The sequence below is a fragment of the Brevundimonas sp. genome, assembly GCF_046295075.1.
In the GTDB taxonomy this organism is placed as follows: Bacteria; Pseudomonadota; Alphaproteobacteria; order Caulobacterales; family Caulobacteraceae; genus Brevundimonas.
In genome coordinates this window covers 73,520-100,009 of the sequence record NZ_JBKBOC010000011.1, presented here as the reverse complement: position 1 = coordinate 100,009, position 26,490 = coordinate 73,520, and the positions used below count along the sequence as shown (strand labels likewise).

The following is a 26,490-nucleotide window of genomic DNA, read 5'->3' as shown; positions in this document are numbered from 1 at the left end:
CGTCACCCACGGCGGCTACGTCAAGCGCGTCGCCCTGAACGCCTATCGGACCCAGCATCGCGGCGGCAAGGGCAAGTCCGGCATGACGATGAAGGACGAGGACGCCATCACCGGCGTCTTCTCCGCCTCGACCCACACCCCGGTCCTGTTCTTCGCCACCAACGGCAAGGCCTACAAGCTGAAGACCTGGCGCCTGCCGCTGGGCAATCCGACCTCGCGCGGCAAGGCCTTCGTCAACCTGCTGCCCATCGAGCCGGGCGACAGCATCATGAACGTCCTGCCTCTGCCCGAGGACGAAACGACCTGGGGCGACTACGACATCATGTTCGCCACCCAGGCGGGCGACGTGCGCCGTAACAAGCTGTCGGACTTCGCCACCGTCAACCGCGCCGGCAAGATCGCCATGAAGCTGGAAGGCGACGACCGCATGGTCGGCGTCGGCCTGTGCACCGCCGACGACGACATCCTGCTGACCACGGCGCTGGGCCGCGCGATCCGGTTCAAGGCTGACGACGTGCGCGTGTTCAAGGGCCGGGATTCGACCGGCGTCCGGGGCGTTCGCCTGCAGGACGGCGACGAGGTCATCTCCATGGCCATCCTGGGCCGCGTGGATGCGACGCCGGAAGAACGCTCGGCCTACGTCAAACACGCCAACGCCATGCGCAAGGCTCTGGCCGGCGCGGACGCGGAAGAGGATGTCGCAACTCCTGCCGAAGCCGAGGACGACGTCGCCGACGCCGCCCTGACGGTCGAGCGGATCGCCCAACTGGGCGCCGCCGAACAGTTCATCCTGACGGTCACCGAGACCGGATTCGGCAAGCGCTCCTCGGCCTATGAGTATCGCCGCACCGGTCGTGGCGGTCAGGGTCTGACGGCCCACGGCCTGGGCGGCCGCGCGGGCACGCGCCTGGCGGCGGCCTTCCCGGTCGAGGAAACCGACGACCTGCTGCTGGTCACCTCGGGCGGTCAGATGATCCGCACCCGTATCGACCAGGTCCGCATCGTCGGCCGCTCCAGCCAGGGCGTCACCATCTTCCGCACCGGCAAGGACGAAAAGGTCGTCTCGGTCGAACGCCTGCCCGACAGCGGCGGATCGGATGAGGCGGATGTCGCGGGTGATGAGGGCGGCGAGACCGAAGCCTAAAACCAAGACCCTCTCCCATCGGGAGAGGGCTTGAGCGCCCGAGAGCGTAGCGATCGGTCTGCGCGAAAGGGTGAGGGGCAGGTGGTGCGAATTGGCCCACCGGCCGACCCTCATCCGGCCCTCCGGGCCACCTTCCCCCAACGGGAGAAGGGACGATTCTACGGGAGCGGCCAGTGAATATCCTGATCGACGGCCGCCCCGCCAACGTCGCGGACCTGGGCCATTTCGTCCTGTCTAACTACGGCGCTTTCACATCGATGCAGGTGGAGGACGGCGGGGTGCGCGGCTTGGACCTGCATCTGGCGCGGCTTCACGCCGAGGCCGTCGAATTGTTCGGCGTCGCCGTTCCCGAGGTTCGACTGCGCGAACGGATGCGACAGGCGCTGAACGGACAGTCGGGCCGGTTTAGCCTGCGAGTCAATCTGTTCTCGGACGCCGTCAGCTTGCGTGCGCCGGACGCGTTGGTCGAGCCGCGCGTTCTGACCACCCTGTCGCCGTTTGCGTGCCCGTTGAGCACGCCGCTGCGGCTCCAGACGCAAGTCTATGAGCGCGAAGTTCCGCATCTCAAGCACTCCGCCACATTTGGCCTGACCCGCGCGCGGCGTCAGGCGGCGCTGGCAGGGTTCGACGACGCCCTGTTCATCGATGCGAACGGGTGGATTTCCGAAGGGTCAATCTGGAATATTGGCTTCGTCCGGGGTGAGACGGTAGTTTGGCCTGAGGCGCCCATGCTGCTGGGAACCGGCCAGGCCTTGCTGCAACGGGTGATGGCGGGGCTCGGCCTGAGTAGCGTGACGCACCCTCTGCGGCTGGCCGATCTGGCCGACTTCGACGCTGCTTTGATCTGCAACAGCGCCACGCCCGCCTGCGCCGTGGCCAGCATCAATGGCCACAGGTTCGGCCCGGCAGAGGCCCTGACCTCGCGATTGATCGACGCCTGGCGATCAAACCCGTGTCAGGCGATCTAGGCCGCTGATTTCGCACCTGCTAAACGACCGCAACGGCACGCGACAGGCTGGGGAGACACGCATGCGCATCGGGCTTTATCCGGGCACCTTCGACCCGGTGACGAACGGGCATACCGACATCATCAAGCGGGCGCTTAAGCTGGTGGACCGGTTGGTCATCGGCGTGGCCCAGAACGACGACAAGGGGCCGCTGTTCTCCACCGCCGAACGGGTCGAGATGCTCAAGGCCGAGGTCGCCAGCTTCGGCGGCGACATCGTGGTCCAGCCGTTTTCGACCCTGCTGATGCATTTCGCGGAAGAGCTGGACGCCAACGTCATCATCCGGGGCCTGCGCGCCGTCGCCGACTTCGAATACGAGTTCCAGATGACGGCCATGAACCAGCGCCTCAATCAGGACATCGAGACGGTATTTTTGATGGCCGATCCGCGTCATCAGGCCATCGCCTCGCGGCTGGTCAAGGAGATCGCCCGTCTGGACGGCGCGATCGACAGTTTCGTCAGCCCCGCCATCGCCGAGCGCGTGCGGGCCAAGGTCAAGAACGGGATTTGATAGACTATGCGTAAGGCGATCATCGCGGCGATCGTCGCCGCCCTCCTGGCGAGCGGCGCGGCACAAGCCCAGGTTCAGGCTGCGGCCGTGGCTCAGACCACGCCGGCGGCCTCCGACTGGCGCACCATCGCGCCGGAAAACCTGCTGGTCATCGACACGTCCAAAGGCCGCGTTCTGGTCGAGCTCGTTCCGGTCGCGGCGCCCAACCATGCCGAACGCATCCGCACCCTGGCCAACCAAGGCTTCTACGACGGTCTCAAGTTCCATCGCGTCATCCCTGAATTCATGGCGCAAACCGGCGACCCGCAAGGCACCGGCGAAGGCGGCAGCGAGCTTCCCGACCTGAAGGCCGAGTTCAGCTTCCGGCGCGGTCGCGACGCCGGCTTCGTCGCCGTGCCCAGCGTCGGCCCCGGCGTGCGCGGCCTGGTCAGCGACCTGCCGGTCCAGACCCAGCCCGACGCCCAGATGATGGTCACCGCCGACTTCAAGGTCGACGCCCACGGCCTGTTCTGCCCCGGCGTGCTGGGCATGGCCCGCTCGGGCGCGCCCGACAGCGCCAACAGCCAGTTCTTCCTGATGATGGGCGCGCGCGACCAGCTGGACGGCGTCTATACCGCCTTCGGTCGCGTCGTTTCCGGCCTGGATGTGGTCGGCAAGCTGAAGAAGGGCTCGGACGCCGAGGACGGCAAGGTGACCGACCCCGACACCATGACCCAGGTCCGCATGGCGTCGGCCATGCCGGAAGGCAGCCGTCCTACGGTGCGCGTCCTGAACGCAAGCAGCGCCGCCTTCGCCGAGCGGATCGCCGCCACACGCGCTGCGCGCGGTAACGGCTTCAGCATCTGTGACGTTCAGCCAGTGGCTGAGGTCGTCGGCGGCTGACGTTTTCAAGACGACGGGGGAGGGGACGATGACGATGCGTAGTCTGATGATCGCGGCTGCGGTGTTGACCGCGACGGCCGGGGCCGCCCTGGCCCAGGACGCGACCGCCGTCCCTGCGCCCCCGCCGCCTCCGACCGAGTGGCGCACGGTCGCGCCCGAGAACCTGTTGGTGATCGACACCAGCAAGGGTCAGGTCCTGGTCGAGCTGGCGCCCCAGATCGCCCCGGCCCATGTCGAGCGCATAAAGCTGCTGGCCTCGCGCGGCTTCTACGACAATCTGGTCTGGCACCGGGTGATCGACTGGTTCATGGCCCAGACCGGCGATCCGCTGGGCACAGGCGAGGGGCAGAGCTGGTATCCCGACCTGAAGGGCGAGTTCACCTTCCGCCGCGGGGCGGACATGGCCTTCACCCCGGTCGCGGCCCCCGTCGGCGCTCTGGTCGGCTTCATCGCCTCCATTCCCGTCCAGACCCAGCCCGATGCCTTGATGTCGGGCACCGGCGACAACAAGGTCCACGGCTGGGCCCTTTATTGCCCCGGCGTCGCCGGCATGGCGCGCGACGAGGGCGCCGACACCGCCAACAGCCAGTTCTTCCTGATGCGTCAGGCCTATCCGGCGCTGGACAAGCGTTACACCGTCTGGGGTCGCGTCGTGTCCGGTATGGACGTGGTGCGCGCTTTGAAGGCCAGCGGCACGCCCGACGGTCTCGTTCAGGGACCGGACCAGATGACCCGCGTCCGCGTCGCCTCGGACCTGCCCGCTGCTGAACGCCCTACGGCGGCGGTGCTGAACACCAACTCCGCCACCTTCCAGACCCTGGTGCAGCAGGCGCGTCAGGCGCGCGGCGCCGACTTCTCGGTCTGCGACATCGAACTGCCGGTGCGGATCACGCCCGCGGCCTGATCAGGCCGCGGGGGGCGCCCCTCTACCCCGACCGCGCCGACGCCTGCGGCTCTTCGTCGGCTTTTTGTCCTCGCGCATCCGCTGCAGCAGCAAGCCCTCGCGCAGGCCCCGGTCCGCGACGCGCACCCGTTCGGAGGGCCAAGCCCGCTGGACCGCCTCCAGGATGGCCGCGCCCGCCAGCACCAGGTCCGCCCGGTCGGGACCGATGCAGGCCTCGCGCGCCCGCCCATCCGGCCCAAGAGCCTTCAGCCGATCCGCCGCCGCCTCGCACTCGCCGCGCGTCATCCACAACCCATCGACCCGGTCGCGGTTGTAGCGCGGCAGGTTCAGGTGAATGCCCGCCAGGCTGGTGATCGCCCCCGAGGTGCCGACCAGATGGGCTCGGTCCTGGCGAAACAGCTCCAGCATCGGTTCATCGACGATGCCGCCGGCCGCGATCGCGGCGCCCATGTCCGCCACCATCGCTTCGTACCAGGCCTCCCCCGAGTTCGGGGGCTCCGGGTGCCGCTCGGCCAGGGTCACCACCCCCACCGGCGCCGACATCCAGGCTGTGGTGGTCCATTCCACGCCTTCGCGCTTCAGCCACGACATCTCGGTCGATCCGCCGCCGACGTCGATGACCAGCACCGCCTCGGCCTTGGGATCGATCAGGTTCAGACACCCTTCGACCGCCAACTGCGCCTCTTCCGACGGATCGATGATCCGCAGCCGCAGACCCGTTCCCTTGCGCACCCGGTCGATGAACTCTGCGCCGTTCTCGGCCGCGCGACAGGCCTGGGTGGCCACGGCGCTCAGGCGAGCCGATTCCACGCCCTTCCTGACGATCCGCTCGGCGCACAGGGCCAGTGCGTCATAGGCCCGGTCCATGGCGCGGGGGTCGAGCAGGCCCGTCCGTGACAGGCCTTCGCCCAGGCGCACGATGCGGCTGAAGCTGTCGACGACGCGAAAGCCTTCTCGCGACGGCCGCGCGATCAGCAGCCGACAATTGTTGGTCCCCAGATCGAGCGCGCCATACAGCGGCGCATCCCGACCCGACGCATCCCGTGAACGGGAAGGCTGGGACCGCTCGTCGCGCCGTCGGGGCGCGCCGTGGGTCTCCGGCATGGGTCGTCATTCCGATGTGGGCGGTCCAAAACGGCGCCCGTCCCGATCAGCCTAACCCGCGAGGATCGTCCGCGCCAAGCCATTCTGTCAGGAAGATGAACAGACTTGCAGGCGTCCGGGTCATACGCCGGGTCGTATCAGGACCGATGACACAGGTTCACACAGCCCGTTTCGCCATCGGTCAGATCGTCCGCCACCGCGACGACGCCTTTCGCGGCGTGGTGATGGATGTCGACCACGCCTATGACGGCCCGGCCGGTGAGACCGGCCCGGTCGCTGCCGATCAGCCCTTCTACCGCGTCTATGCTCTTGGCGACGACGGCGGCTTCGTCGCCTATGCGGCCGAGGCCGTGCTGGAAGACGGTCGATCCGTCCTGCTGCCCGACGACGCCGAGCGGTGGTTCACCACTGATAGCCTTGGCCACCACGCGCCTCTGGACGAACAACTGCACTGACGGTTGGACTGTTGGTTGGAACGCACGGCCGGGGCGGGCTAGACTGTCGGCAAAAGAGGAGCGCTCCATGTCCGACTTCGAACACGTCTTCGAACAGCCGCCCGAGGGCGCGGCCGCCGACTGGACCATTCCCCAGAACTGGGCCGCCTATACCGAGGTCGAGCACCAGACCTGGGACACCCTGTACGCCCGCCAGATGAAGATCCTGCCGGGCCGGGCCTGTGACGCCTTCCTGCGCGGCCTGGACGCGCTGGACCTGAACGCCGGCGGCATTCCCGACTTCGACGTGATCAATCCCAAGCTTCAGGCCCTGACAGGCTGGACCGTGGTCTGCGTGCCGGGCCTGGTGCCGGACGAGGTCTTCTTCGACCATCTGGCCAATCGCCGCTTCGTCTCGGGCCAGTTCATCCGTAAGCCGGACCAACTGGACTACCTCCAGGAGCCCGACATCTTCCACGACGTCTTCGGCCATGTGCCCATGCTGACCGACCCCGATTTCGCCGCCTATATGGAGGCCTATGGCAAGGGCGGCCAGCGCGCGGCGGGCCTGGGCATGCTGCCCAATCTGGCGCGTCTGTACTGGTACACGGTGGAGTTCGGCCTGATGAAGGACACGAACGGCCTGCGCATCTATGGCGCCGGCATCGTCTCCTCGGCGACCGAGAGCGTCTTCGCCCTGGACGACCCGTCGCCCAACCGCCTGGGCTTCGATCTGGAGCGGGTGATGCGCACCCTGTACCGGATCGACGATTTCCAGCAGGTCTATTTCGTCATCGACAGCCTGGAAGCCCTGAAGGACGAGACGTTGAAGGACTTCGGTCCGGTCTATGCGGCGCTGAATGGCCAAGCCGACCTGCCCATCGAAACCGTCCTGCCGTCCGATCAGGTCTTCACCCGCGGCACCCAGGCCTACGCCCAGCGCGGCGGGCGTTTCGCGGCCTGATTGGTCCGGCGGAGGGCCGTTACCTCCTCGCGCCGCGAACGACGGGAAACGAAATGGCTCGCCGGACCGAGGCGAACATGGTTCAGCGCTGAAACGGATAGAAGTCCCCGCCCAGTTGCAGGATCGCCGTCAGTTCATCCAGTGCGCCCCGGCTCTCGTCCAGCAGAGCGGGGTCCGCCAGATCGGCGGGACGCAGTTCGTCGCGATACCAGCGCTCGCCCCAGGTCTTGAGCCGCGCGTGTAGCGCGTCGGTCAGCCGCATGGCCGGATTGGTCGCCGCCAGTTCCGCCGCGTTCAGCACGACCCGCAGACGCAGGCAGGCAGGTCCACCGCCGTTCCGCATCGACTGGCGCACATCGACGTAACGCACCTGGCCGATGGGACCGTTGGAGGCGGCCAGGCCTTGCGCCACCGCATGGCTGCGCGGGTTGTCGCGGGTCTCGGTCGGGCAGATCAGGGTCAGGCGATCCTCGCCCGGAATCTGGATCAGCATCGAGTTGAACAGATAGGAGCTGATGGCGTCGGCCAGCGGCAGGTCGGCGGAGGAGACCTCGACGAAGATCGGGTCGAACAGGTCTTCGGCCGCGCGGCGGATCGAGTCCTGGGTTCCCGCCGTGTCCTCGAACGCCAGATCGTGGAAGAACAGGGTCTCCAGCGCCCCGACGCAGACCACGTCGTTGTGGAAGGTGCCGCCGGCGATGGCGGCCTTCGACTGTTGGGCCAGGACGACGCCGCTCGCCCCATGGCGACGGCCCACGGCCTGCGACGCCTCGCGCGTCTGGCGGGCCGGGTAGGGACCGTCCCAGGGCGTGAAGGCTTCGCGCCCCCAGACCAGCAGATTGACGCCCGGCGCCCCATGCTCGGCGCATAGCCGCACATGGTTGGCGGCGCCCTCGTCGGCCAGGTGCGCGACCGAGGGCAGGGCGTCATGAACCGCGAACCGCTCGGGATCCGGGAACAGGGCGCCCAACGCCCGCTTCGTCTGCGGGTGTTCCAGCGACCGGTGTAGATTGGTGATCAGGTTGGCGGGGGTGAAATGCACCCGCCCGTCGGCGGCGTCGGCGCTGGGGGTCACGGTTGCGGCGTTGGCGGCCCACATGGGCGAGGCGGAGCAGGCGGCGGCGGCGAAGGACGGCGCATCTTTCCAGGCGCGCTCCAGAACCTGGGCGTTCGATCCGGTGAAGCCCAGGGTCCGCAGGAAGGGGATGTTTGGCCGCTCGTGCGGCGGCAGGACGAACTGCGGCAGACCCAGGTCCGCCAGGGTCTTCATCTTGTCGAGCCCTTGCAACACCGCCGCACGCGGGTTCGACGCCTCGCCCTTGTTCAGACTAGAGGCCAGATTGCCCGGAGACAGACCGGCGTAGGAGTGGGTCGGCCCGATCAGGCCGTCGGCGTTTGCTTCGACGGCGGGGGTCACCAAGATTCTCCCTCCCCGTTCCGGGGAGGGGGGCTGCGCCGCCGGCGACGCCGGGTGGGGAGGGCAATGCGACGTCCCACAGACCTGTCTTGCATCAAGCCAGTGCGTCCCTGCCGGGCCGCCCCCACCCCGTCGCTGCGCGACGTCCCTCCCCCGCAGGGGGAGGGAGAGACATCAAACCCCCTCACGCTCTTAGCCCCTTGATCTCGCCTTCGATGTTCGCGACCGCATCGGCCTCGAAGCTCGCCACCGGATAGGCGCAATAGTCTGCCGCATAATGGGCGCTGGGCCGGTGGTTGCCGCTGGCGCCCAGGCCGCCGAACGGCATGTCGCCGGCGGCGCCGGTGGTCGGCCGGTTGAAGTTGACCACGCCTGCGCGGATGCGACGGATGAAGTGGTCCCAGTTGGCCGGGTCGTCGCTGACCAGGCCCGCCGACAGTCCGTAGCGGGTGGCGTTGGCCGCCTGGATCGCGGCGTCGAAGCTCGCCACCCGCGTCACCGACAGGAAGGGAGCGAACATCTCCTCGTCCGGCACGTCGATCCCGGTCACGTCGATGATGGCCGGCTTGACGAAGGCGCCGGGCAGGTTTGCGACCGGCCCCGAGGCGCGAATGACCTTGGCTCCCTTGTCGATCCGCTCCTGCAGCGCTTTCAGCGCCGCCTCAGCCGCCCGGGCCGAGATCAGCGGCCCGGCATAGGGTTCGGGATCACTGTCCCATGGGCCGAAGATCAGCCGGTCGGACAGGGCGGCGATGGCTTCGATGATGGCGTCGCCCTGAGGCCCTTCCGGCAAGATCAGGCGACGGGCGCAGGAACAGCGTTGGCCGGTGGTGATGAAGGCGGACTGCACCGCGATGCCCGCCACGGCCTGCGCGTCCGCCGCATCCCAGACGACCAACGGATTGTTGCCGCCCAGCTCCAGCGCCAGGATGACGTGCGGATCATCGGCGAACTTGCGCCGGAAATGCGCGCCCGCCGCGCCCGAGCCGGTGAACATCAGGGCGTCGATCCCGGCGTCCAGCAGGGCCGCGCCCGTCTCGCGCCCGCCCTGGACCACATTGACCACGCCGGTCGGCAGGTCGGCGGCGGCGAAGGCCTCGGCCATGACCTGACCGACCAAAGGCGTCTCCTCAGACGGCTTGAACACGACGGTGTCGCCCGCGAGCAGAGCCGGCACGATATGGCCGTTGGGCAGATGGCCGGGGAAGTTGAACGGGCCCAGCACCGCCGCCACCCCATGCGGACGATGCCGCAGGGTCGCGCGCCCGAAGGCCGTGTCGGTCGACCGTTCGCCGGTGCGTTCGTCATAGGCGCGGATCGAGATGTCGACCTTGCCGATCATGGCGGCAGCCTCGGTTTTCGTCTCCCACAGTGGCTTGCCGGTCTCGCGGGCGATGGCCTCGGCGATCTGGGGCGCGCGGTCCTTCAGCACGGCCTGATAGCGTTTGACGGCCTCGATCCGCTCGGCGCGTGGCGCATCGGCCCAGGCCGGGAAGGCGGCGCGGGCGGCGTCCACGGCGGACTGCACCTGCGCCGGAGTGGCGGCCTCGCCCTCCCAATTGGTGGCTTCGGTGGCGGGGTCGGTGGATTTGAACAGGGTCATGATTTCACGCGGACAGTGGCGCCGGCCTTGATCTTCAGCGCGGCGGCGGTTTCGGCGGTCAGGCGCACGATGTCGCCCTCGATGTCCGCCTTGGCCCGCACGGCGCGGAAGGCGGCGATGCTGTCGGTCGAGATCAGGGCCGGCAGTTCGGCCTCGACCGACCCGGCGATCTCGACGGTCAGGCGGCGGGCATCGCGCACGGTGCGGATGTTGTCGCGCCCGCAGGACACGGTCGGCCCGGCGTCGAAAATGTCCACCAGACCGTTGGGCCGGAAGCCCTCGCTTTCCAGCAAGGCCATGGCCGGCACCCCTTGCGGATGCACCTTGCCGATCACCGCGCGCGCCGGTTCGGGCAGCAGTTCGGTATAGATCGGGTGACGCGGCGCCAGGTCCAGGATGAACTGTTTGTCGGTCGAGCCGCTCATCCGGTCGGCGTGGTCGAACTCCATCGGGAAGAATTTGTGCGCCACATGGTCCCAGAAGGGGCAAGCGCCGTCGGGCGTGAAGACCCCGCGCAGCTCCGCCAGCACATTCTCGGCGAACAGCTCGGGCTGGGCGCCGATGAGCATATAGCGCGACTGGCTCAGCAGACGGCCTGCGCCGCCCTTGCGTCGATCCGCCTTCAGGAACAGCGAGCCGACCTCCGTCCAGCCGGTGCATTCATTGACCAGCACCAGGGTCTGGTGATCCAGCTTGACGCCCAGCGACGGCGACGACGCGGTGTTGTGCACCACCCGGAACGAGAAGAACGGCCGCTTCAGCCCCACCGTCGCCTTGACCGACCCGACCCCGTCGATGTCGCCGGTGTCGCCGTCCTCCAGCATCAGGGTGTACCAGGCCTCCTGCGGCGTGACTTCGCCCCGGAAACTGGCCTGGCTCAGCTCCAGCCGGTCGGACAGGGCGTCGGGATCTTCGGGCAGGCTGGTGAAGCCCGGGCCGGACAGGATGGCCAGCTCCAGCAGATGATCGAGGTCGGCAGGGCCGGCGGGACGGACGACAAGCATTCTATAGAGTTTCCATCCGCAGGGATTTCAGTTTGGCCGCGTCGATTTCGCCCGACGCGATCTTGCACAGGATGAGGGCGCTCAGCTGGGCGCGTTCGACGAAGCTGTCGGGCCAGGCGAACTCCTGGTCCGAATGGATGTCGCCGCCTCGCACCCCCAGAGTGTCGATGTTCGGCAGGCCGGCGGCGTGCAGGTTGTTGCCCTCGCACACCCCGCCCGACGGCTTCCACGCGATGGGCTGGCCCAGCAGTGCGCCGGCTTCCTTCACCGCCTCGAACAGGGCGGTCTGGGCCGCGTCCATCGGCTTGGGCGCGCGGGTGAAGCCGCCGTGGAGATCCAGCGTCAGGCCGTCGAACGGCGGCGCGGCGGCGATGGCGCGCACCGAGGCGTCGATCCAGTCGGCCGCGGCCTTGTCCGGCACCCGCACGTTGAAGCGCACCACGGCGTTGTCGGCGACGACGTTCAGCGCGCCCCCGCCCGAAATCTTGGCGACATTGACGGTGACGCCCTCGTGCTGACCGTTCAGCCCATGCAGGGCGGCGGCGATGATCGCAGCGCCCGCCACCGCATTGCGGCCCTCTTCGAAGGCGCGACCGGCGTGGGCTGCGCGACCCGTCACGATCAGATGATAGTTGCCGCTGCCCTTGCGCGCCCCCGCCAGCGTCCCGTCCGCCAGGGCCGGCTCATAGGTCAGGCCGACATGCCCCCGTGCGCCCAGTTCGGCCAGCAGGGGAGCCGAGGCGGGCGAACCGATCTCCTCGTCGGGGCTGAGCAGCACGGTCCAGCCGACGCCGTGTTTGTCGGGATGGGTCTCGAAGGCCTCCAGCGCGGCCAGCAGCACGCTGATCCCGCCCTTCATGTCGGCCACGCCGGGACCGTTCAGGGCGCCGTCCGCCCGCGTCGTCACGGTCTGGAACAGGCTGTCGGCGGGAAAGACCGTGTCGTAATGGCCCGTCAGCACGACTTGGATCGGTGCATCGGGCCGGGCCGTGATCTTCAGGGCGTCGGCATGGGCCTCGGTCCGCACCGAACCGTCGTCGGCGACGGTGGTCGAACCTTGCGTCGGGATACGCTCGACCGTGGCGGGCAGGGCCTTCGCCGCCGCTTCCAGCGCGTCCAGCACGGCGTTCAGACCGGCCGCATTGCGGCTGCCGGAGTTGATGTTGGCCCAGTCGATGGTGCGCCCGATAATGGCCTCGCGTCGCGCGGCGACGTGGTCGAGGACGGCCTGGTCAGAGGTCAGAATCCGCATCGGCCGGACCCTAGACGCCCCGACTGCAAAGGTGAAGGTCAGGGTCTGTAAGTCATCGCCGATCACCGCTAGTTTCCGCGCGAACAGGGACACGACATGACACGCACGACGATCGATCTATGGCTTCGGGCCATGAACCCGCTGATCTTGCCGCGCGGCATGGCCGAGGCCCAGCGGTCCGCGCGGTCCATGGTGATCGGCCTGGGCATCGCCCTGATCGTCGGTCTGATTCCCACCTTGTGGATGTTCACGTCCGGCTGGTTCGACACGGCGATGAGCGCCGAATACGCCCGCATGGGTCTGTCTTCGGATCAGGTCGCAACGCAACGCGAATTCATGAAGGTGATCTGGCCCTACGCCATCGGCTTCGGTGCGATCTTTTCCGTGATCCTTTACGGGGCCTTGGCTGCGGTTCAGTGGCGGATGATGACGCGCGTGATCCCGATCATCATGCTGGCCCTGATGGCCTACAGTCTGGTGGCCAATATGGGCATGCGGTTGCTGGGGTCGATGCCGGCCCCCGAGTTGCCGCTGTGGATTATCTTGACCACCTGGCCAGCCGCGGCCATCTCGACCGTGATCTACGTCGCGTCCCTGCAGGGCGCGATGCTGCTTCATCGCCTTCGCAACGAGCCGTGACGGCCGTCGTCCTGTTCCACAATCCGAATGCGGCACGTCGCGCAACGCCCTGGCGCTGCTGCGCGAGCAGGGCGTCGAGCTGACGATGAAACCCTGCTGGCCGCCGCCATCGCCCAGCCGATCCTGATCGAACGCCCCATAGTCGAGACCGACAAGGGCGCCGTCATCGGCCGCACGTCGAAGCGGGTGCTGGAGGTTCTCTAGCCGAGGGGCCGTCTCAGCGGGTGCGGCGGCCTCGGTTCGGACGACGGTCGCCGGCCTCGCGGCTTTCATGGCGCCAGCGGATCGACAGGCTGGTATCGCCCTGGCCGCCGAACTGCGAGCTGACGGCGATGTTGCGCCGGGGCTGCCACTCGACCTTGACCGCCGCGCCGCTCTCGCCGCCGCCGATGACCTCTAGGTAGACGTCGTCGGTGATGTAGCGCCCGCCCGCGACCGTGACCGCCGAGGCGTCGCCGCCGAAGGACAGCCGGTCCAGGCCCGCCAGTTCTCGCAGGTTGCCGATCACGTCGAACCCGCCGCCGCCCGCCAGGGCAGCAACGCCCGCCGCCAGCTGCGCCGCCTCGAAGGCGGACAGCTGCGACGCCGACCGCCCGAACAGCACCTGCGACAGGATTTCGTCCTGGGGCAGGGAGGGGGTCGAGGTCAGGGCGATCTTCGGCTCGGCCGCCGTGCCCGTGACGTTGATCGAGGCGGTCAGGGCCGCATCCTCTCGCGTCGCCGCCAGGTTCAGCCGGATCTGTTTCGGATCGGTGGACAGGGTGACCCGGCCGGTGTCGTCGAACACGAACCGCTTGCCCGCGAACTCATAGTCGCCGCGCACCACATTGGCCGAACCCGTCAGTTGCGGATTGGCGATGGTGCCGCGCACTCGCGCATTGACGTCCAGCACCACGTTCAGACCGCGCCCGTTGACCCGAACCTTGCCCCCTGTCGAGCGCAGGGCGATGTCCATGCCGATCTGCGGGCCGCGCGCCTTCTGCTCGGTCTCTTCCGGGTCGCCGCCGGGCCGGTTGATCTCGACCACGTCCATCCCGACGATGCCGGTGGCGCCGGGCAGTTCCGGCTGGATGTTGGCCTCGTCGATGTCGATCCGGCCGCCCAGCTGGATATTGCCGTCCGCACCGCGAACGATGGTGATCGGACCCGAGGCGCGCGCCTCTGCGATGTCGTTGTCGATGACGCGGAAGCGGGTCAGCGTCAGTTGCGCGTTCGATCCCGATCCCTGACGCAGGCCGACGCGGCCCTGGCCGGTCACCGTGCCGCCGGAGCCGTCGTTGGCCGTGAAGGTCTCGATCTGGGCCGTCGTGTCGTCGAACCGGGTCCGCAGGGTCATGTCGCCCAGCACCAGGCCCACCGCGTTCTCGCGATAGCTGCCCTGGCTCAGGTCGAACCGGCCGTTCAGGCGAGGCGCGTTCAGCGTGCCGGCAAGGGTCGCCTGACCGTTGACCTGACCCGCCAGACTGCGTTCGCCGCCCAGGAACAGGTCCCAGATCGGCTGGATCTGGCCGTTGATCGACACCCGACCCGACATTTCGCGGGTCCGGGCGATGGCCAGGCGTAGCGGCGCTGCCGAGGCCTCGACCGGCAGCACGACGTCGGCGGAGGCCTGAACCGCGCCCTCGTCGACCGCCGTCGCCTTGATGGTCAGCCGGTCGCCGGCCAGGGTGGCGTCCACCCGTCCGTCCACCGCCAGGCCGCGCGGCGCATCGATGCTGCGCACGTTTTGCAGAGCGATGTTGGCCGTTCCCGACAGGTCGCTTCCGGCGCCGCGCATGGCGACCTGGCCCGTAACGCTGCCGCGCAGTTCGGGCGAGATCGACCCCAGGTCCACCTGCGTCAGGTCGGCCTGAACCGCGACGGTGCGCGCATCCTGGCGCAGGTCGGCCAGAAGCACGCCGCCCCCGACGCCCAGGTCCAGATGGGCCGTCCGGTTGGAACCGTTCAGGGTGATCGAGGCCGGGCTGCGGGTCGTGAAGGCCACCTCGCGCACCCGACCGCCGCCACGCAGCGTCAGGCCGTGCGTCTCGTTCTGGCGCGAATAGACGCCCGCGCCGTTGAACTGGGCCGGCGTCGGCCCGCCCACGTCCAGCGCCAGGGTGAAGGGCAGGTTGTTCAGCGTGCCGCGTCCGTCCAGATCCAGGGTGCGGATGATCCAGCTCTGGCCCGCTAGGCGGACGTTGCGCCCGTTGACGTCCAGGATGGCGCTGTCCGATCCGCCGCCGTCCGTCAGCCGCACACGGCCGTTCGCCTCGCCCGAGGCCAGGAGGGCCCCGGCGCGCGCCGTGAACGTCAGGTCCGCACTGGACGGAATATTGTCCGACAGGGCGACGGCGCCCTTGGCCGTCACGCCGCCCGCGTCCACGTCCAGATCCGTCAGGCGGATCTGCTTGCCGCCCAGGAAGAAGTTGCCGGAGGCGCGTGCGGGACCATAGTTCGAGCCGCTGACGACCATGATCCGGCCGTCGGACGCATCCGCGCCCTTGCGGAAGCTCAGCGTCAGATCGGCGTTGTTCAGCGTCAGGGCGCCGGCCGTCACCTGCTGGAAGCCGGCGGTCAGGTCCACGCGCGGTTGGGACAGGGTGCCGGTCAGAGCGCCGCGCCCGTTCATGTCGCCGCCGATCTCGACCGGCCCGGCTGCGAACGGCCCGCGCGCGTTCCAGTCCAGCGCCAGCCGCAGGTCGCCCGCCGTCTCGATGATGCCCTTGGCCCCCGCGCGTCCGGCCGCCCCGGTCAGCTCGCCGCGCTCGACCTCGATCCGCCCGCCGTTCAGCCTGCCGGCCAGTTGCAGACGGGGCGTCTTGCCCAGCAGGCGATCCAGCTCGGACATGCCGACGGTCAGGTTTCGCCCCCGCCCGTCGAAGTTAAGCACCCAGGGCGCGCCCGTTCGGGCCGACGACGCGCGGATCGGCCCGCCGAAAGCGCCTCGCGCCTCGGCCAGGACGCGCGAGGCGTCGGTCAGTTGCGCGTTCCCGCGGAAGCTCATCCCGCCCAGCAGGTTGCGCGATCCCGAGCCGTTCAGGCTCAGACCCTGGCCCTGCAGATCGACCTTCTCCAGCAGTATGGCGCCGTCCTTCATCCGCGCCGCCTGCATCTGCACGCGCGGCGTCGAACCCAGCAGGCCGCCGATGATGCCTTCACCCGACCCGCCGTTGGCGCGGATGTCGCCGTCGAAGTCCATGCGGCCGTTCTTGACCGCGACGTTCAGGGGCCCGGCGATGCGGGTCGCGCGATAGCTGGCGACATTGGCGTTCAGCAGCGTCGCCTGACCGTTCAGGCTCCAGGTCTCGGCGTCGCCCTTGAACAGGCCGGAATAGGCGGCCGGCCCGGCGACGTCGGACCCGACCAGTCGGCTCAGCGACGCCGTCTGGATGTTCAGTGTGATCCCGTCCGGGGAACTGCGGTCCGAGTTGCGGATCAGGCCGCGCGCCTCGGACTGGACGTTGTCGGAGATCAGCTTCCACGCCACGCCCTGGCTGGCCTTGTCCGGCGTCGGGACCATGGCGAAGCCGAACCGCGCGGTGCGGCCGATGCGGGTGACGAACGGCTCCAGCAGGTCCGAGCCGCTGAAATCGGCGAAGCCCGAGACCCGCGATCCCTTGTCGCCGAAATGCCCCTGGATGATCAGGGGAACGAACTGCCCCGTCTGGACGCGGGCGTTGACGACATCGGCGTTCAGCACTGCGACCGCCGAGAACGGCTGGTCGGGCGAATAGCCCAGGGCGCCGGCCAGCGGCCCGCCCTGCACCTCGTTGGCGCGCAGGTTCAGGCGCGTGTCTTCCAGCTTGCCGCCGAAGGTCGCGGCCAGACGCAGATAGTCGCCCGGCCGGTTCAGGCTGTCGGCGTTGACGGTGGCGCTCTTGGCCCCGGTGCGCGGCAGGCTGGCGTCGCCCGACAGGCTCCAGCGGCCGTACTCCTTGGAGAAGCCCTCCATCAGTTCGATATTGGCCGAGAACTTGTCGATCCGAACCGAGATCGGCTGCGGGCTGGGCGGCTCGCCGCTCGGCGGTTCGACCACGGGCCGACGCAGGACGCGAACGGTCTCGGCCTTGATGTCGTTGGCGTGGAAGCTGCGTCCTACCAGCGCCAGATACGACCAGTCCATGCTGATCTTGTTCACCTCCAGCCAGACGCCCTGACTGTCGGCCAGGGTGACGCGGTCGATGGTGAAATCGCTCAGCAGATCGCCCTTCAGCCCATAGACCTTCAGCCGGCCATAGCGGCTGATCTTGAGGTCCTGCAGCCGCTGCAGCACCATCTCCCGACCACCGTCCGAGGCGATGTAGTAACGCCCGCCCACCAGGGCGGCGGCGACCAGCACCAGCAGACCCGCGATGACCACGCCGGTAACCAAGGCGATGCGTTTGACCAGCCCGCGACACGCCTTCTTGGGCCGCGCGGCCTTGGTCGGGGGCGTCTCTTCCGGTGTGACTTCCGGTGGCTTGGCTTCAGGCGGTGTGTCGGTCAAAACGCCTGCCCGATGCTGATGTAGATTTGGAAGGCCGAGTCGCCTTCACTCTTGTTCAACGGCACGGCCACGTCCGCCCGGATCGGCCCGAACGGCAGCATGTAGCGCACGCCCACGCCCGCGCCGTAGCGCATGTTGGTCAGGTTCGGCGTCTCCTGGAAGCCCACCGAACCGGCGTCCACGAAGGCTACGGCCTGGAAGCTCTGGCCGATCGACTGACGCACTTCGAACGAGGTCTCGAACAGCGACAGACCCCCGCGCGGCGTCCCGTCCGGCAGCTGCGGATTGACGCCCTGATAGGAATAGCCGCGCACCGACCCGCCGCCGCCGGAATAGAACAGGCGATCCGACGGCACATTCAGCTCGCTGCCGCCGACGATAGACCCGATCTTCATGCGTCCGGCCAGGATCGTGCGGTCGCCGGCCACCGGGAAATAGGCCGTCCCTTGCGTCTCGGTGCGCAGGAACAGGATGTTGCTGTCGCCCGTCACCGCCGTCGGCTGGACCGCCAGATTGACGCGCCAGCCCTTGGTCGGGTTCAGCGGATCGTTGGAATGGTCGATATAGGCGCTGGTCCGCGCGGTGACGATCGCCAGGTTGCGGTCGAAGTCGACGCGCTGCGGGGGCAGGGTGGTGAAGTCGTAGCGGGTCTCGCTGTACTGGCCCGCATCCAGCCCGATGCCGTAGTTGAAATAGGAGGTCTTGCCGATCCGCTGCTGCAGGTCGGCGTAGAGGACCAGGGCGGTGCGCACATAGGCGTCGGTGTCCTCGTTGACCACCGCCGCACCCAGTTTCAGCGTCCGACCGGGCCGGCGCCAGTGGGGCAGGGACAGGTCCGCGCCGATCCGGCTGTCGATGTCCGCCAGCCGCGCTTCCAGCCGCAGGGTGTCGGCGCGGCCGAAGCGGTTGTAGCGGGTCTGGATCACGTCCACGCCGGCGCCTTCGGCCGTGGACCAGGTGGCGCCCGCTTCCAGCACGCGGCGCGGCCGGTCCTGCAGGCTGACGATCACAGGACGCAGACCGTCCGCGGTGACCTGATCCAGAGGAGACAGGGCCACGCCGATGCCGTCATAGACGCCGGTGTCCAGCAGTCGGCGCTCCAGTTCGGCGACCTGGTCGGGGTCGTAACGGTCACCCTCGTTCCAAGGCGCCAGGCCGGCGACCCACTCAGGATTGGTCCGGCCGCGCGTCGACAGCCGCACGCCGTCCAGCCGCACCAGCGCGCCCGAGGCGATGCGGTATTCCGGCGCGACGGTGAAGGCGGCGTGGTCCACGACGACCCGGCGCGGATTGGCCTTGGCGTCGGCGTAACCGTCACGCACCAGGGTCGCCACAAGCCGCCCTTCGCCTGAGATGACATCCGCCGCCCGACCGGGGTCTCCGGCCTCCAGGGCGATCGCGGTCCTGGCCTTATCGGCAGCCTCGGCCTCGGGCGCGGGATCGACCCACTGGATGGTCGGGTCGGTCAGAAGGAACCGGCGACCCGGTTCGACCGAGACGATGGCGACCGGCGTCTCCTCGCCCTCGACGATGTCTTCCACGACCGGCTGGTAGTAGGCCTCCGACCGCAGCAGGGCGGTCGCCGAGGTCACGGCGCTTTCGGCCCGACGGCGGGCCTCGAACCGGCTCGCGGGCGCACCATCGACCTCGCCCACAGCGCGTTCCAGCGCCCGGCGCAGCTCGGCGTCCATGTCGCCGCGGATTTGGGCGCGGGGATCCGCCGCCGCCGCATGAGCGCAGGCCGAAAAGGCCGCAAGGGTCGCGACCAGCAGGTTAGGCCTGAACGTCAAACTCGATCTCTCGTCAAAACTACGCCCCCCGGCAAACCTGCTCGTTAGTAGAACAGGGTCTCGCTCTCGGGTTGGACCGTCTGTTCCGACGTGCGTTCATCAGGCGGAAGGCTGCTGGACGGCGGGGGCGTAGGCGTCGGATCTTGCACTTCAGGCGGAGGCGGCGGCGTTTCCTCCTTGATCGGCGGGGGAGCCGCCTCGACCGGCGCGTCGACGTAATCATCGTCATCCCTCGACGGACGGTCGTCGCAGGCCGAGAGCGCAAACACGCTCAATACGGCGGCGGCCAGAACGAAAGTCGAGCGTGTCATGAAAGTCCCCGGGTCTTCGCCCATGCAACGCCTGCCGCGCTAAGCCGTTCCCTTAGCGCCGAAAACTGCGCTGGTCATCCCGCGCGATGGGACCATTTTGTGACCATCTGGTCCAGCGTCAGCGCAGACTTGGGACCGCGCTCCACCGCCTTGCCGTCGAACAAAGGCGCGGGTCGCGGCAGGCCATCCTGGAATGTCGCCCTCGCCTGATTGTGCGGATGCTCAGGCGCCTCGGCCAGGCTGAGAACCGGCGTGACGCAGGCCTCGGTCTCGGCGAAATGGGCGCTCCAGTCGTTGCGGTCCCGGCCCGCGAACAGGGCGGCGAGCCGGGCCTGCAACGCGGGCCAGGCGGCGATGTCGTACTGAACCGCTTCGGCCGGGGCGATCTCCAGCCCGGCCAGCAGGGCGGCGTAGAATCGCGGCTCCAGCGCCGCCACCGCCACGAACCCGCCGTCGCGACAGGCGTAGCACCGATAGAAGGGCGCGCCCCCGTCCAGCAGATTGGCCCCGCGCCGCTCGCTCCACATCCCCTGACCGCGCAGCGCCTGGAACAGTCCGCCCAGCAGGGCCGCGCCGTCGGTCATAGCCGCATCGACCACCCGACCCTGACCGGTGGTCCTGGCCTCCACCAGCGCCGCCAGCACGCCGACCACCAGCAGCATGGCTCCGCCGCCATAGTCGCCCACCAGGTTCAGCGGCGGGGAAGGCGGACGATCCGCCTCGCCCATGGCGTGCAGCACGCCCGACAGGCCGATGTAGTTCAGGTCATGCCCCACGGCGTTCGCCAGCGGTCCCGTCTGGCCCCAACCCGTCACCCGGCCGAACACCAGCCCAGGCTTTCGCGCCTGAAGCACCTCCGGCCCATAGCCCAGCCGCTCCATCACGCCGGGCCTGAACCCCTCGATCACCACGTCCGCTTCATCGACCAGGTGAAGGATGCGCTCACGGTCGTTGGCCGACTTCAGATCGACGGGCACGAAGGCCCGCCCCCGATGCAGCACCGCCCCGCCCACTTCGTCGAACACGGCAGGCCCGGCCGAGGCGTCACGCGTCAGCCGCACCACCTCCGCCCCCAAGTCCGCCAGCATCATGCCGGCGAAGGTGACCGGCCCCAGGCCGTCGAATTCGATGATGCGGACGCCATTTAACGGTTGCATGCCACATGAGTAGCAGACCGGGACTTGACCGGAAGGCCGGATTACAACAGAAGGCGCCCTTCGACGGTTCGGCCAGCCCGGACGTCGCGCGGTGCGCCCTTAGCTCAGTTGGTTAGAGCATCTGACTTTTAATCAGAGGGTCCTCGGTTCGAGCCCGAGAGGGCGTACCATTTAAAGCCCGCTTCGGCGGGCTTTTTGCTGTCTGGCAGGCAGAACAAAAGCGAACTTTGTGACTTTGCATCCGATTTCCCCAGCGCTGCGCCGCGCCCCGGTTGGTGGCGCTATCAAGCGTTTTATCATGGCGAGGGACAACTAGACGCCAGAGCGCCCGATCGCTGCGCTAAGTCGCGGTGGATCGTCAGATCCTGATGACCGCCCGCAGCTTAGCCGATTCCGCTCAAGTCCCGGCTCTGGGACGAGGGCAACCACGAAATGCAGCAGGATGCTCTTGCGCGACGAAACGGCGCGCACGGCTGTTGGCACCGATGATGAACTAGGTTGTTGGTAATCTGTCAACGAAACCGGAGCCGACCATGGAAGCCCGCATCACTCGCATCCCGCCGAACGCCATTAACGGAGCCTGGACGTTAGAACGCCGCGAGGGACCGGATCAGCCTTGGGTGCTGGATTCAAGCGGAGACAGCACAAGCGACGACGCGGACACCCTGCGTCGTTTGGCCTCCGAACGTGGCCTGATACTTGTGGAGGATGAGGAAGACACGCCCGTCGAGGCACCGCTTCACGAGCAATAGGCCATCTCTAGCAATCCTTCAGCGGCCACGCTTTGATTGAGTAATGTGGCATGATCTAAGCCCGGCCCATGAAGCGTTTCTTCCTGCCCGCCCTTCTTTCGCTCGCGCTGACGGGTTGCAACGCCGGACGCTCCGCTATGGGCGGTGCGGAACAGGTGAGAGCAGGCTTCGGCGCAGCGGCGACCGCCCCGTTGGAAGATTTCAACCTGCGCCGCCAGATCATCCCGACGGTGCTGTTGCAGGCGGAAGCCAACCCCTACGATCTGCGCAACCTGAACCAATGCACGACCATCGGCGCCGAAGTGGCGCGGCTGAACGAGGCGCTGGGGCCGGACACGGACGAGCCGCCGCGTCAGGACGGTTCGTTTCTGAGCGAACGCGCCGCCGATGCGGCGGCCAAGGCGGCGCTGAACGCTATCCGCGACACCACGACCGACTTCATCCCCGGCCGAAGCTGGATACGCCGCCTGAGCGGCGCCGAGCAGCACAGCAAGCATGTCCAGTCCGCCATCCAGTCCGGCCGGATGCGACGCGCCTTCCTGAAGGGCATGGGGATGCAGAGAAACTGCGCCCCGCCGGCGGCCCCCAGCTGGTTCCGGCCTGCAGCACCGTCACAGCGTTGAGCGGCTGATCCCGGTTACCGGCCGAAGGTGCGGCGCCGGTCTCTACGGTCGCCCCTGATCTGGATCGTGCCATCCTTGGCGAAAGCCTCGAAGGACGTCTTGTCGATGTTCCTGAACTCGCCGGTCCGGTCCCAGTCCCAATCGAACGAGATGCGCTCGCCCTTGTGCGCGAACTTACCGGACCATTGGGCGAAGAACGAATATTTGTCGCCGCCGATGATGATGACGTGGCGGTGCAGGGCCGTCTCGTTCCCCTCGTCGCGGGGCGGCTCTTCCAGATAGGTGTTGTAGGCGTGGAAGCCTGACTTCTCGATGCGCATGGTCAGTTCGACACATGCCGCGCGTGCAAGTCGCGGCGGAAGGCTTCGAACCGGCCTTCCGAGATCGCGGCGCGCATGGCGGCGGTCAGGGCCTGGTAGAAGGCGATATTGTGCCAGCTGAGCAGGACCTTGCCGAGGATTTCGTCGGCGCGGATCAGATGGTGCAGATAGGCCTTCGAATATTGCGATGAAGGCCCGTCGATGGCGGGGTCCAACGGGTCCTGGTCCTCGGCGAAACGGGCGTTCTTCAGGTTCAGCGGACCGTCCCAGGTCCAGGCCTGGCCGTGGCGGCCGGCGCGGGTCGGCAGGACGCAGTCGAACATGTCCACGCCGCGCCAGACGGCCTCGACCAGGTCGATCGGCTTGCCCACCCCCATCAGGTATCGCGGCCGGTCGGCGGGCAGCATGTCAGGCGCATAGTCCAGCACCTCGCACATGGCCTGGTGGCCCTCGCCGACGGCCAGGCCGCCGATGGCGTAGCCGTCGAAGCCGATCTCCTGAAGCTGATCCGACGACTGGCGACGCAGGTCCTCAAAGGTCGAGCCCTGCTGGATGCCGAACAGGGCCTGGGTCTCGCGCTCGCCGAACCGGGCCTTGGAGCGGGTGCCCCAGCGGATCGACAGCTCCATGGCTTTCTGGGCCGCGTCCCGCTCGGCCGGCCAGGAGACGCATTGGTCCAGTTGCATCGATATGTCGGCGCCGATCCGGTCGGCCTGGATTTCGATGGAGCGTTCGGGCGTCAGGACGTGTTTGGACCCGTCGATGTGGGAGGAGAAGGTCACCGCCTCCTCCTTCACTTTCGAAATCCCCGCCAGGGACATGACCTGGAAGCCGCCGCTGTCGGTCAGAATCGGCTTGTCCCAGCCCATGAATTTGTGGAGGCCGCCCAGCCGCTCCATTCGCTCGGGGCCGGGGCGCAGCATCAGGTGATAGGTGTTGCCCAGGATGATGTCGGCGCCGGTCGCCTTGACCTGATCCACCGTCATGGCCTTGACCGTCGCGGCGGTGCCGACGGGCATGAAGGCGGGGGTGCGGATGTCGCCGCGCGCGGTCTTCAGCACGCCGGTGCGGGCGCGGCCTTCAGTGGCGGAAATGTCGAAGGGGAAGGGCATCAGGCGATCAGTCGTTCAAGCTGCTCGACCCGCGCCAGATCCTTGGGGCGGCCGAACAGGCGGTAAAGGGCGATATGGTCCCGGATGTCGGGCACGAACAGGGGCGTGTCCTCGACGTAGATTAGGCGACGCGAGGCGAAGGCGACCTGGGTCCAGTCCGCGCCGTCGCGGGTCTCCAGATCGGCCATGACCTCGACCAGGATCGGCTGGTCAGGCGCACGACCGAAGACGGCCGAGCGGAACAGGCCTTCACCCGGATCGGCGATCACCTCGCCGCCCAGTTCCGCCAGCAGCGTGCGCGCGTCGCGCGGCGCACACAGAACGTCGATGTCGGGCACATGCAGGTCTGTCAGACCATACAGCGCCATGGCCGCGCCGCCGAAAATCCACCACGGCTCGCGCAGATCGCGCGCGGCCTCGCCGACGGCGATCAGGCCGTCTTCGAGGTCTCGGGGCAGATCATGCGGAAGGTCGTCGGTTGACACGGAGCGCGCTCGTTTTCGTCAGGAGGCGGCATTTAGGCGTTCCGGCGGCGATTGACCACCCGAACGCCGCGCCGGATCACCAGTCCAGCGCCGCCTCGCCGCGCAGTATGGCTTCGGCCTGATCGGTGTGCTTGGCGCCGTCGCGGTCGTGCAGCACCAGCGCAGGCAACAGTCGCAGCGGCGCCCGTCCGGTCTTGATGGCGTGGACCAGCACCCGCTTGGCCGGCTCGTCCGCAAAAGCGTGGACGGGCCGTATGGCGAAGGAACCGGCCTTTTCTCCCAGCAGCGCCAACAGGTCCGCCAGCCGGTCCGCCCGGTGGATCACGACGATCCGCCCGCCTTCCTTCACCGCCTTCAGCAAAAAGTCGGTCCAGGCCCTCAGCCCGTCGTCGGCCATCCAGGCCCCGCGCTTGCCCTCGGCCGGCGCGCGCAAAGCCCCTGCGTCGTCGAAGAAGGGCGGATTGGAAACGGCCCAGTCGCCGGGTTCGACCCCCAGCGCCCTGAAGCCCGCCGCCACGTCGCCCGGCCGAATCGCAGTCGTCGCGGCCAGCCCGTTCAGGGTCGCGTTCTCCACCGCCAGAGCCGCCATCGCCGGATCGCGCTCCAGCCCCGTCAGCATGACGCCTGGCCGTCGCGCCGCGATCTGCATCAGGACGGCGCCCGCGCCGCATCCCGCCTCGATCACCCTCTGGCCCGCCTCAGCCGGAACCGCCGCCGCCAGAAGGGCCGCATCCATCCCGGCGCGATAGCCGCGCGCGGGTTGACGCAGGCGCACCCGGCCGTTCAACAGGCCGTTCTCGACGATTTCCGTCGGCAGGGTTTCGACCGCGTCCAAGCCTCAATCTCCTTGACCCTCAAGGGGTCGAACATCATTGTGCGCCGCAACTCGCGGGGGCAAGCCGGCCCGGCCGCAAAATCCTTCGACGCGGTCCGCCGCGCCAGTGAAAGAGTATCCGTTTGGACGTCGCCATCGCCGCCGCTCCCCGCCCGAAGGGGGACGTCAACGCCCTTGTCCGGCTGGCTGAGGTCGACATGGCCGCCGTGGACGCCCTGATCCTGGACCGGATGCAGTCGGACGTGCCGATCATCCCCAAGCTGGCCGAGCATCTGGTGTCGGCGGGCGGCAAGCGTCTGCGCCCCCTGATGACCGTCGCCGCCGCCCGCGCTGTGGGCGCGACAGGCGACATCGACGCGCCGCTGAAGCTGGCCGCCGCCGTCGAGTTCATCCACACCGCCACCCTGCTGCACGACGACATCGTCGATGCGTCCGAGCTGCGTCGCGGCAAGGTCGCGGCCCACCTGATCTGGGGCGCGCCGACCAGCGTCCTGGTCGGCGACTTCCTGTTCGCCCGCGCGTTCGAGCTGATGGTCGAGACCGATTCGATGCGGGCCCTGGGCATTCTGGCCGAGGCCTCGCGCGTGATCTCCGAGGGCGAGGTGCTGCAACTGACCCGCGCCCACGACCTGAACCTTGACCAGGCCACCTATCTGCAGATCATTTCGGCCAAGACCGCCGAACTGTTCGCCGCCGCCGCCGAGGCCGGCGCGGTGGGCGCCGGCGCCGATCCGGCCGCGACCAAAGCCTTGCGCGACTACGGCATGGCCTTGGGCATCGCCTTCCAGCTGGCCGACGACGCCTTGGATTACGGCGCCACGGCCGAGGCCCTGGGCAAGAACGCCGGCGACGACTTCAACGAGGGCAAGGCGACCCTGCCGCTGCTGCTGGCCGTCGCCCGCACCAAGGGTCGCGAAGAAGCCTTCTGGGAACGCACCGTGACCAAGGGCGAACGCACGCCCGAAGACTTCACCCGCGCCCGCGAACTGATCATCGGTTCGGGCGCCATCGGCGCCACGCTGGACCTGGCCGGCGACTATGCCGATCAGGCCAAGGCGGCCCTGTCGGTTCTGCCGTCCAGCGACTGGCGCACGGCTTTGGAAGATCTCGCCGATTTCGCGGTGTCGCGCGCAGCTTGACCGAGGCTGCGGATACCCTCGACCAACAGGTCCGCACCGCCGACCTCGACCGCTGGCTGTCCAGCCGCCTGGTTTCGGACGAACGCGCCCGCGCCGACCTGATCGCGCTGTACGCCTTCGAGGCTGAACTGATGGCCATCCCCACGCGCGTGACCCAGCCCTTGCTGGCCGAGATGCGCTACACTTGGTGGGCGGAACAGATGGACGGCGTCTTCGCCGGCGTTCCCCGCAAGGGTCATCCGGTGCTTGAAGCCCTGACCGATCTGGTCGCCCGCCACGGCCTGAACCGCGCCCCCTTCGACGCCCTGATCGAGGCTCACATCGCCCGTGTGCGCGAAGAGCCGCACGACCTGGACGCCTTCTACGTCGGACCGATGCAGGTCGGGGTTCGGATTCTGGCGGGCGAGGGTCATGCTGCGGCCGTCGCCGACGCGGGCCGTGTCTGGGGACTGGCGCAGACCGGACGGGCGGCAGAGGCGGCGGCCCTGCGATCCGCCGCCAACACCGCGCTGAAGCGTCTGCCGCCGGTCGGCTTCCCCGCAGTCGCCCATGCCGCTCTTGCCGACCCGAACCGGCCCGAACCGTTGAAGCGGCTGCGCCTGCTGTGGGCCGTTCTGCGCGGCCGGATCTGAC

Annotated in this window: 26 protein-coding genes and 1 tRNA gene; 14 read left to right on the top strand and 13 right to left on the bottom strand. The window is 68.4% G+C overall.

Annotation, left to right across the window (positions count from 1 at the left end):
- From ACK4MH_RS10345 to ACK4MH_RS10325, 5 genes are all read left to right on the top strand, one after another.
- On the top strand, positions 1–1,144 hold a 1,144-nt coding region (locus ACK4MH_RS10345), incomplete at its 5' end, for a DNA gyrase C-terminal beta-propeller domain-containing protein (protein WP_409717781.1).
- Positions 1,145–1,317: 173 nt separating this feature from the next.
- The gene (locus ACK4MH_RS10340; RefSeq protein WP_409717778.1) at positions 1,318–2,112 is read left to right on the top strand and encodes an aminotransferase class IV; all 795 of its coding nucleotides are present in this window, start codon (positions 1,318–1,320) and stop codon (positions 2,110–2,112) included.
- Positions 2,113–2,173: 61 nt separating this feature from the next.
- The gene (gene coaD, locus ACK4MH_RS10335; RefSeq protein WP_409717775.1) at positions 2,174–2,662 is read left to right on the top strand and encodes a pantetheine-phosphate adenylyltransferase; all 489 of its coding nucleotides are present in this window, start codon (positions 2,174–2,176) and stop codon (positions 2,660–2,662) included.
- Positions 2,663–2,668: 6 nt separating this feature from the next.
- On the top strand, positions 2,669–3,544 hold the full coding sequence (locus ACK4MH_RS10330; RefSeq protein WP_409717773.1) for a peptidylprolyl isomerase: 876 nt from the start codon (positions 2,669–2,671) through the stop codon (positions 3,542–3,544).
- 34 nt (positions 3,545–3,578) lie between these two features.
- A complete protein-coding gene (locus tag ACK4MH_RS10325) occupies positions 3,579–4,448 on the top strand; it encodes a peptidylprolyl isomerase (RefSeq protein WP_409717790.1) in 870 nt (289 codons plus the stop codon).
- Here the strand turns inward: ACK4MH_RS10325 and ACK4MH_RS10320 are convergent, their stop codons facing one another.
- Complete coding sequence (locus ACK4MH_RS10320) at positions 4,449–5,552, bottom strand: Ppx/GppA phosphatase family protein (protein ID WP_409717770.1); 1,104 nt, start codon at positions 5,550–5,552, stop codon at positions 4,449–4,451. It abuts the gene before it with no gap.
- 146 nt (positions 5,553–5,698) lie between these two features.
- On the opposite strand from ACK4MH_RS10320, the gene hspQ reads away from it, so the two are divergent.
- Together hspQ and phhA are read left to right on the top strand one after the other, a co-directional pair.
- Entirely contained in the window at positions 5,699–6,007 is a 309-nt protein-coding gene (hspQ, locus tag ACK4MH_RS10315; protein WP_409717767.1) for a heat shock protein HspQ, read from the top strand.
- Between the two features lie 67 nt (positions 6,008–6,074).
- Positions 6,075–6,950 (top strand): phenylalanine 4-monooxygenase, encoded by an 876-nt coding sequence (gene phhA, locus ACK4MH_RS10310; protein WP_409717764.1) that lies wholly within the window; start codon positions 6,075–6,077, stop codon positions 6,948–6,950.
- An 82-nt stretch (positions 6,951–7,032) separates the two neighbouring features.
- Here phhA and astB read toward each other — a convergent pair whose 3' ends face one another.
- The 4 genes from astB to ACK4MH_RS10290 all read right to left on the bottom strand — a co-directional run bounded on the left by astB (position 7,033) and on the right by ACK4MH_RS10290 (position 12,226).
- Entirely contained in the window at positions 7,033–8,367 is a 1,335-nt protein-coding gene (gene astB, locus ACK4MH_RS10305) for an N-succinylarginine dihydrolase (protein ID WP_409717761.1), read from the bottom strand.
- 184 nt (positions 8,368–8,551) lie between these two features.
- On the bottom strand, positions 8,552–9,970 hold the full coding sequence (astD, locus tag ACK4MH_RS10300; RefSeq protein ID WP_409717758.1) for a succinylglutamate-semialdehyde dehydrogenase: 1,419 nt from the start codon (positions 9,968–9,970) through the stop codon (positions 8,552–8,554).
- Positions 9,967–10,974 carry an arginine N-succinyltransferase gene (locus ACK4MH_RS10295; RefSeq protein WP_409717755.1) on the bottom strand — a complete coding sequence of 336 codons (1,008 nt, stop codon included), beginning with the start codon at positions 10,972–10,974 and terminating at the stop codon, positions 9,967–9,969. Before ACK4MH_RS10295 ends, astD begins: the two co-directional genes overlap by 4 nt.
- 1 nt (position 10,975) lies before the next feature.
- Positions 10,976–12,226 carry a hydrolase gene (locus ACK4MH_RS10290; protein WP_409717787.1) on the bottom strand — a complete coding sequence of 417 codons (1,251 nt, stop codon included), beginning with the start codon at positions 12,224–12,226 and terminating at the stop codon, positions 10,976–10,978.
- A gap of 96 nt (positions 12,227–12,322) precedes the next feature.
- On the opposite strand from ACK4MH_RS10290, the gene ACK4MH_RS10285 reads away from it, so the two are divergent.
- Both ACK4MH_RS10285 and ACK4MH_RS10280 read left to right on the top strand, forming a co-directional pair.
- On the top strand, positions 12,323–12,865 hold the full coding sequence (locus ACK4MH_RS10285; RefSeq protein WP_409717752.1) for a hypothetical protein: 543 nt from the start codon (positions 12,323–12,325) through the stop codon (positions 12,863–12,865).
- 27 nt (positions 12,866–12,892) lie between these two features.
- Complete coding sequence (locus tag ACK4MH_RS10280; RefSeq protein ID WP_409717749.1) at positions 12,893–13,069, top strand: ArsC/Spx/MgsR family protein; 177 nt, start codon at positions 12,893–12,895, stop codon at positions 13,067–13,069.
- 13 nt (positions 13,070–13,082) lie between these two features.
- Here ACK4MH_RS10280 and ACK4MH_RS10275 read toward each other — a convergent pair whose 3' ends face one another.
- From ACK4MH_RS10275 to ACK4MH_RS10260, 4 genes are all read right to left on the bottom strand, one after another.
- Positions 13,083–17,333, bottom strand: coding sequence for a translocation/assembly module TamB domain-containing protein (locus ACK4MH_RS10275; RefSeq protein WP_409717746.1), 4,251 nt, complete (start codon positions 17,331–17,333; stop codon positions 13,083–13,085).
- On the bottom strand, positions 17,330–19,123 hold the full coding sequence (locus tag ACK4MH_RS10270; protein ID WP_409717743.1) for an autotransporter assembly complex protein TamA: 1,794 nt from the start codon (positions 19,121–19,123) through the stop codon (positions 17,330–17,332). The genes ACK4MH_RS10275 and ACK4MH_RS10270 overlap by 4 nt, the downstream gene beginning before the upstream one ends.
- A 44-nt stretch (positions 19,124–19,167) precedes the next feature.
- Positions 19,168–19,434 carry a hypothetical protein gene (locus ACK4MH_RS10265; protein ID WP_409717740.1) on the bottom strand — a complete coding sequence of 89 codons (267 nt, stop codon included), beginning with the start codon at positions 19,432–19,434 and terminating at the stop codon, positions 19,168–19,170.
- Between the two features lie 74 nt (positions 19,435–19,508).
- Complete coding sequence (locus ACK4MH_RS10260; protein WP_409717737.1) at positions 19,509–20,591, bottom strand: CaiB/BaiF CoA transferase family protein; 1,083 nt, start codon at positions 20,589–20,591, stop codon at positions 19,509–19,511.
- Between the two features lie 93 nt (positions 20,592–20,684).
- Here ACK4MH_RS10260 and ACK4MH_RS10255 point away from each other — a divergent pair.
- The 3 genes from ACK4MH_RS10255 to ACK4MH_RS10245 all read left to right on the top strand — a co-directional run bounded on the left by ACK4MH_RS10255 (position 20,685) and on the right by ACK4MH_RS10245 (position 21,966).
- Positions 20,685–20,761 (top strand) — tRNA-Lys (locus ACK4MH_RS10255).
- A 363-nt stretch (positions 20,762–21,124) separates the two neighbouring features.
- Positions 21,125–21,343 (top strand): hypothetical protein, encoded by a 219-nt coding sequence (locus ACK4MH_RS10250; RefSeq protein WP_409717735.1) that lies wholly within the window; start codon positions 21,125–21,127, stop codon positions 21,341–21,343.
- Between the two features lie 68 nt (positions 21,344–21,411).
- Positions 21,412–21,966 (top strand): hypothetical protein, encoded by a 555-nt coding sequence (locus tag ACK4MH_RS10245; protein WP_409717732.1) that lies wholly within the window; start codon positions 21,412–21,414, stop codon positions 21,964–21,966.
- A gap of 14 nt (positions 21,967–21,980) precedes the next feature.
- Here the strand turns inward: ACK4MH_RS10245 and ACK4MH_RS10240 are convergent, their stop codons facing one another.
- The 4 genes from ACK4MH_RS10240 to ACK4MH_RS10225 all read right to left on the bottom strand — a co-directional run bounded on the left by ACK4MH_RS10240 (position 21,981) and on the right by ACK4MH_RS10225 (position 24,718).
- Complete coding sequence (locus ACK4MH_RS10240; protein WP_409717729.1) at positions 21,981–22,286, bottom strand: hypothetical protein; 306 nt, start codon at positions 22,284–22,286, stop codon at positions 21,981–21,983.
- Between the two features lie 2 nt (positions 22,287–22,288).
- The gene (gene tgt, locus ACK4MH_RS10235) at positions 22,289–23,401 is read right to left on the bottom strand and encodes a tRNA guanosine(34) transglycosylase Tgt (RefSeq protein ID WP_409717784.1); all 1,113 of its coding nucleotides are present in this window, start codon (positions 23,399–23,401) and stop codon (positions 22,289–22,291) included.
- A complete protein-coding gene (locus ACK4MH_RS10230) occupies positions 23,398–23,883 on the bottom strand; it encodes a hypothetical protein (protein WP_409717726.1) in 486 nt (161 codons plus the stop codon). The genes tgt and ACK4MH_RS10230 overlap by 4 nt, the downstream gene beginning before the upstream one ends.
- A 76-nt stretch (positions 23,884–23,959) precedes the next feature.
- Positions 23,960–24,718 (bottom strand): tRNA1(Val) (adenine(37)-N6)-methyltransferase, encoded by a 759-nt coding sequence (locus tag ACK4MH_RS10225; protein ID WP_409717723.1) that lies wholly within the window; start codon positions 24,716–24,718, stop codon positions 23,960–23,962.
- A 122-nt stretch (positions 24,719–24,840) separates the two neighbouring features.
- Here ACK4MH_RS10225 and ACK4MH_RS10220 point away from each other — a divergent pair, with 122 nt between their 5' ends.
- Both ACK4MH_RS10220 and ACK4MH_RS10215 read left to right on the top strand, forming a co-directional pair.
- Positions 24,841–25,857, top strand: a complete 1,017-nt coding sequence (locus ACK4MH_RS10220) for a polyprenyl synthetase family protein (RefSeq protein ID WP_409717720.1) — start codon at positions 24,841–24,843, stop codon at positions 25,855–25,857.
- The gene (locus tag ACK4MH_RS10215; protein WP_409717717.1) at positions 25,854–26,489 is read left to right on the top strand and encodes a squalene/phytoene synthase family protein; all 636 of its coding nucleotides are present in this window, start codon (positions 25,854–25,856) and stop codon (positions 26,487–26,489) included. The genes ACK4MH_RS10220 and ACK4MH_RS10215 overlap by 4 nt, the downstream gene beginning before the upstream one ends.
- The last annotated feature ends 1 nt before the right edge of the window (position 26,490 follow it).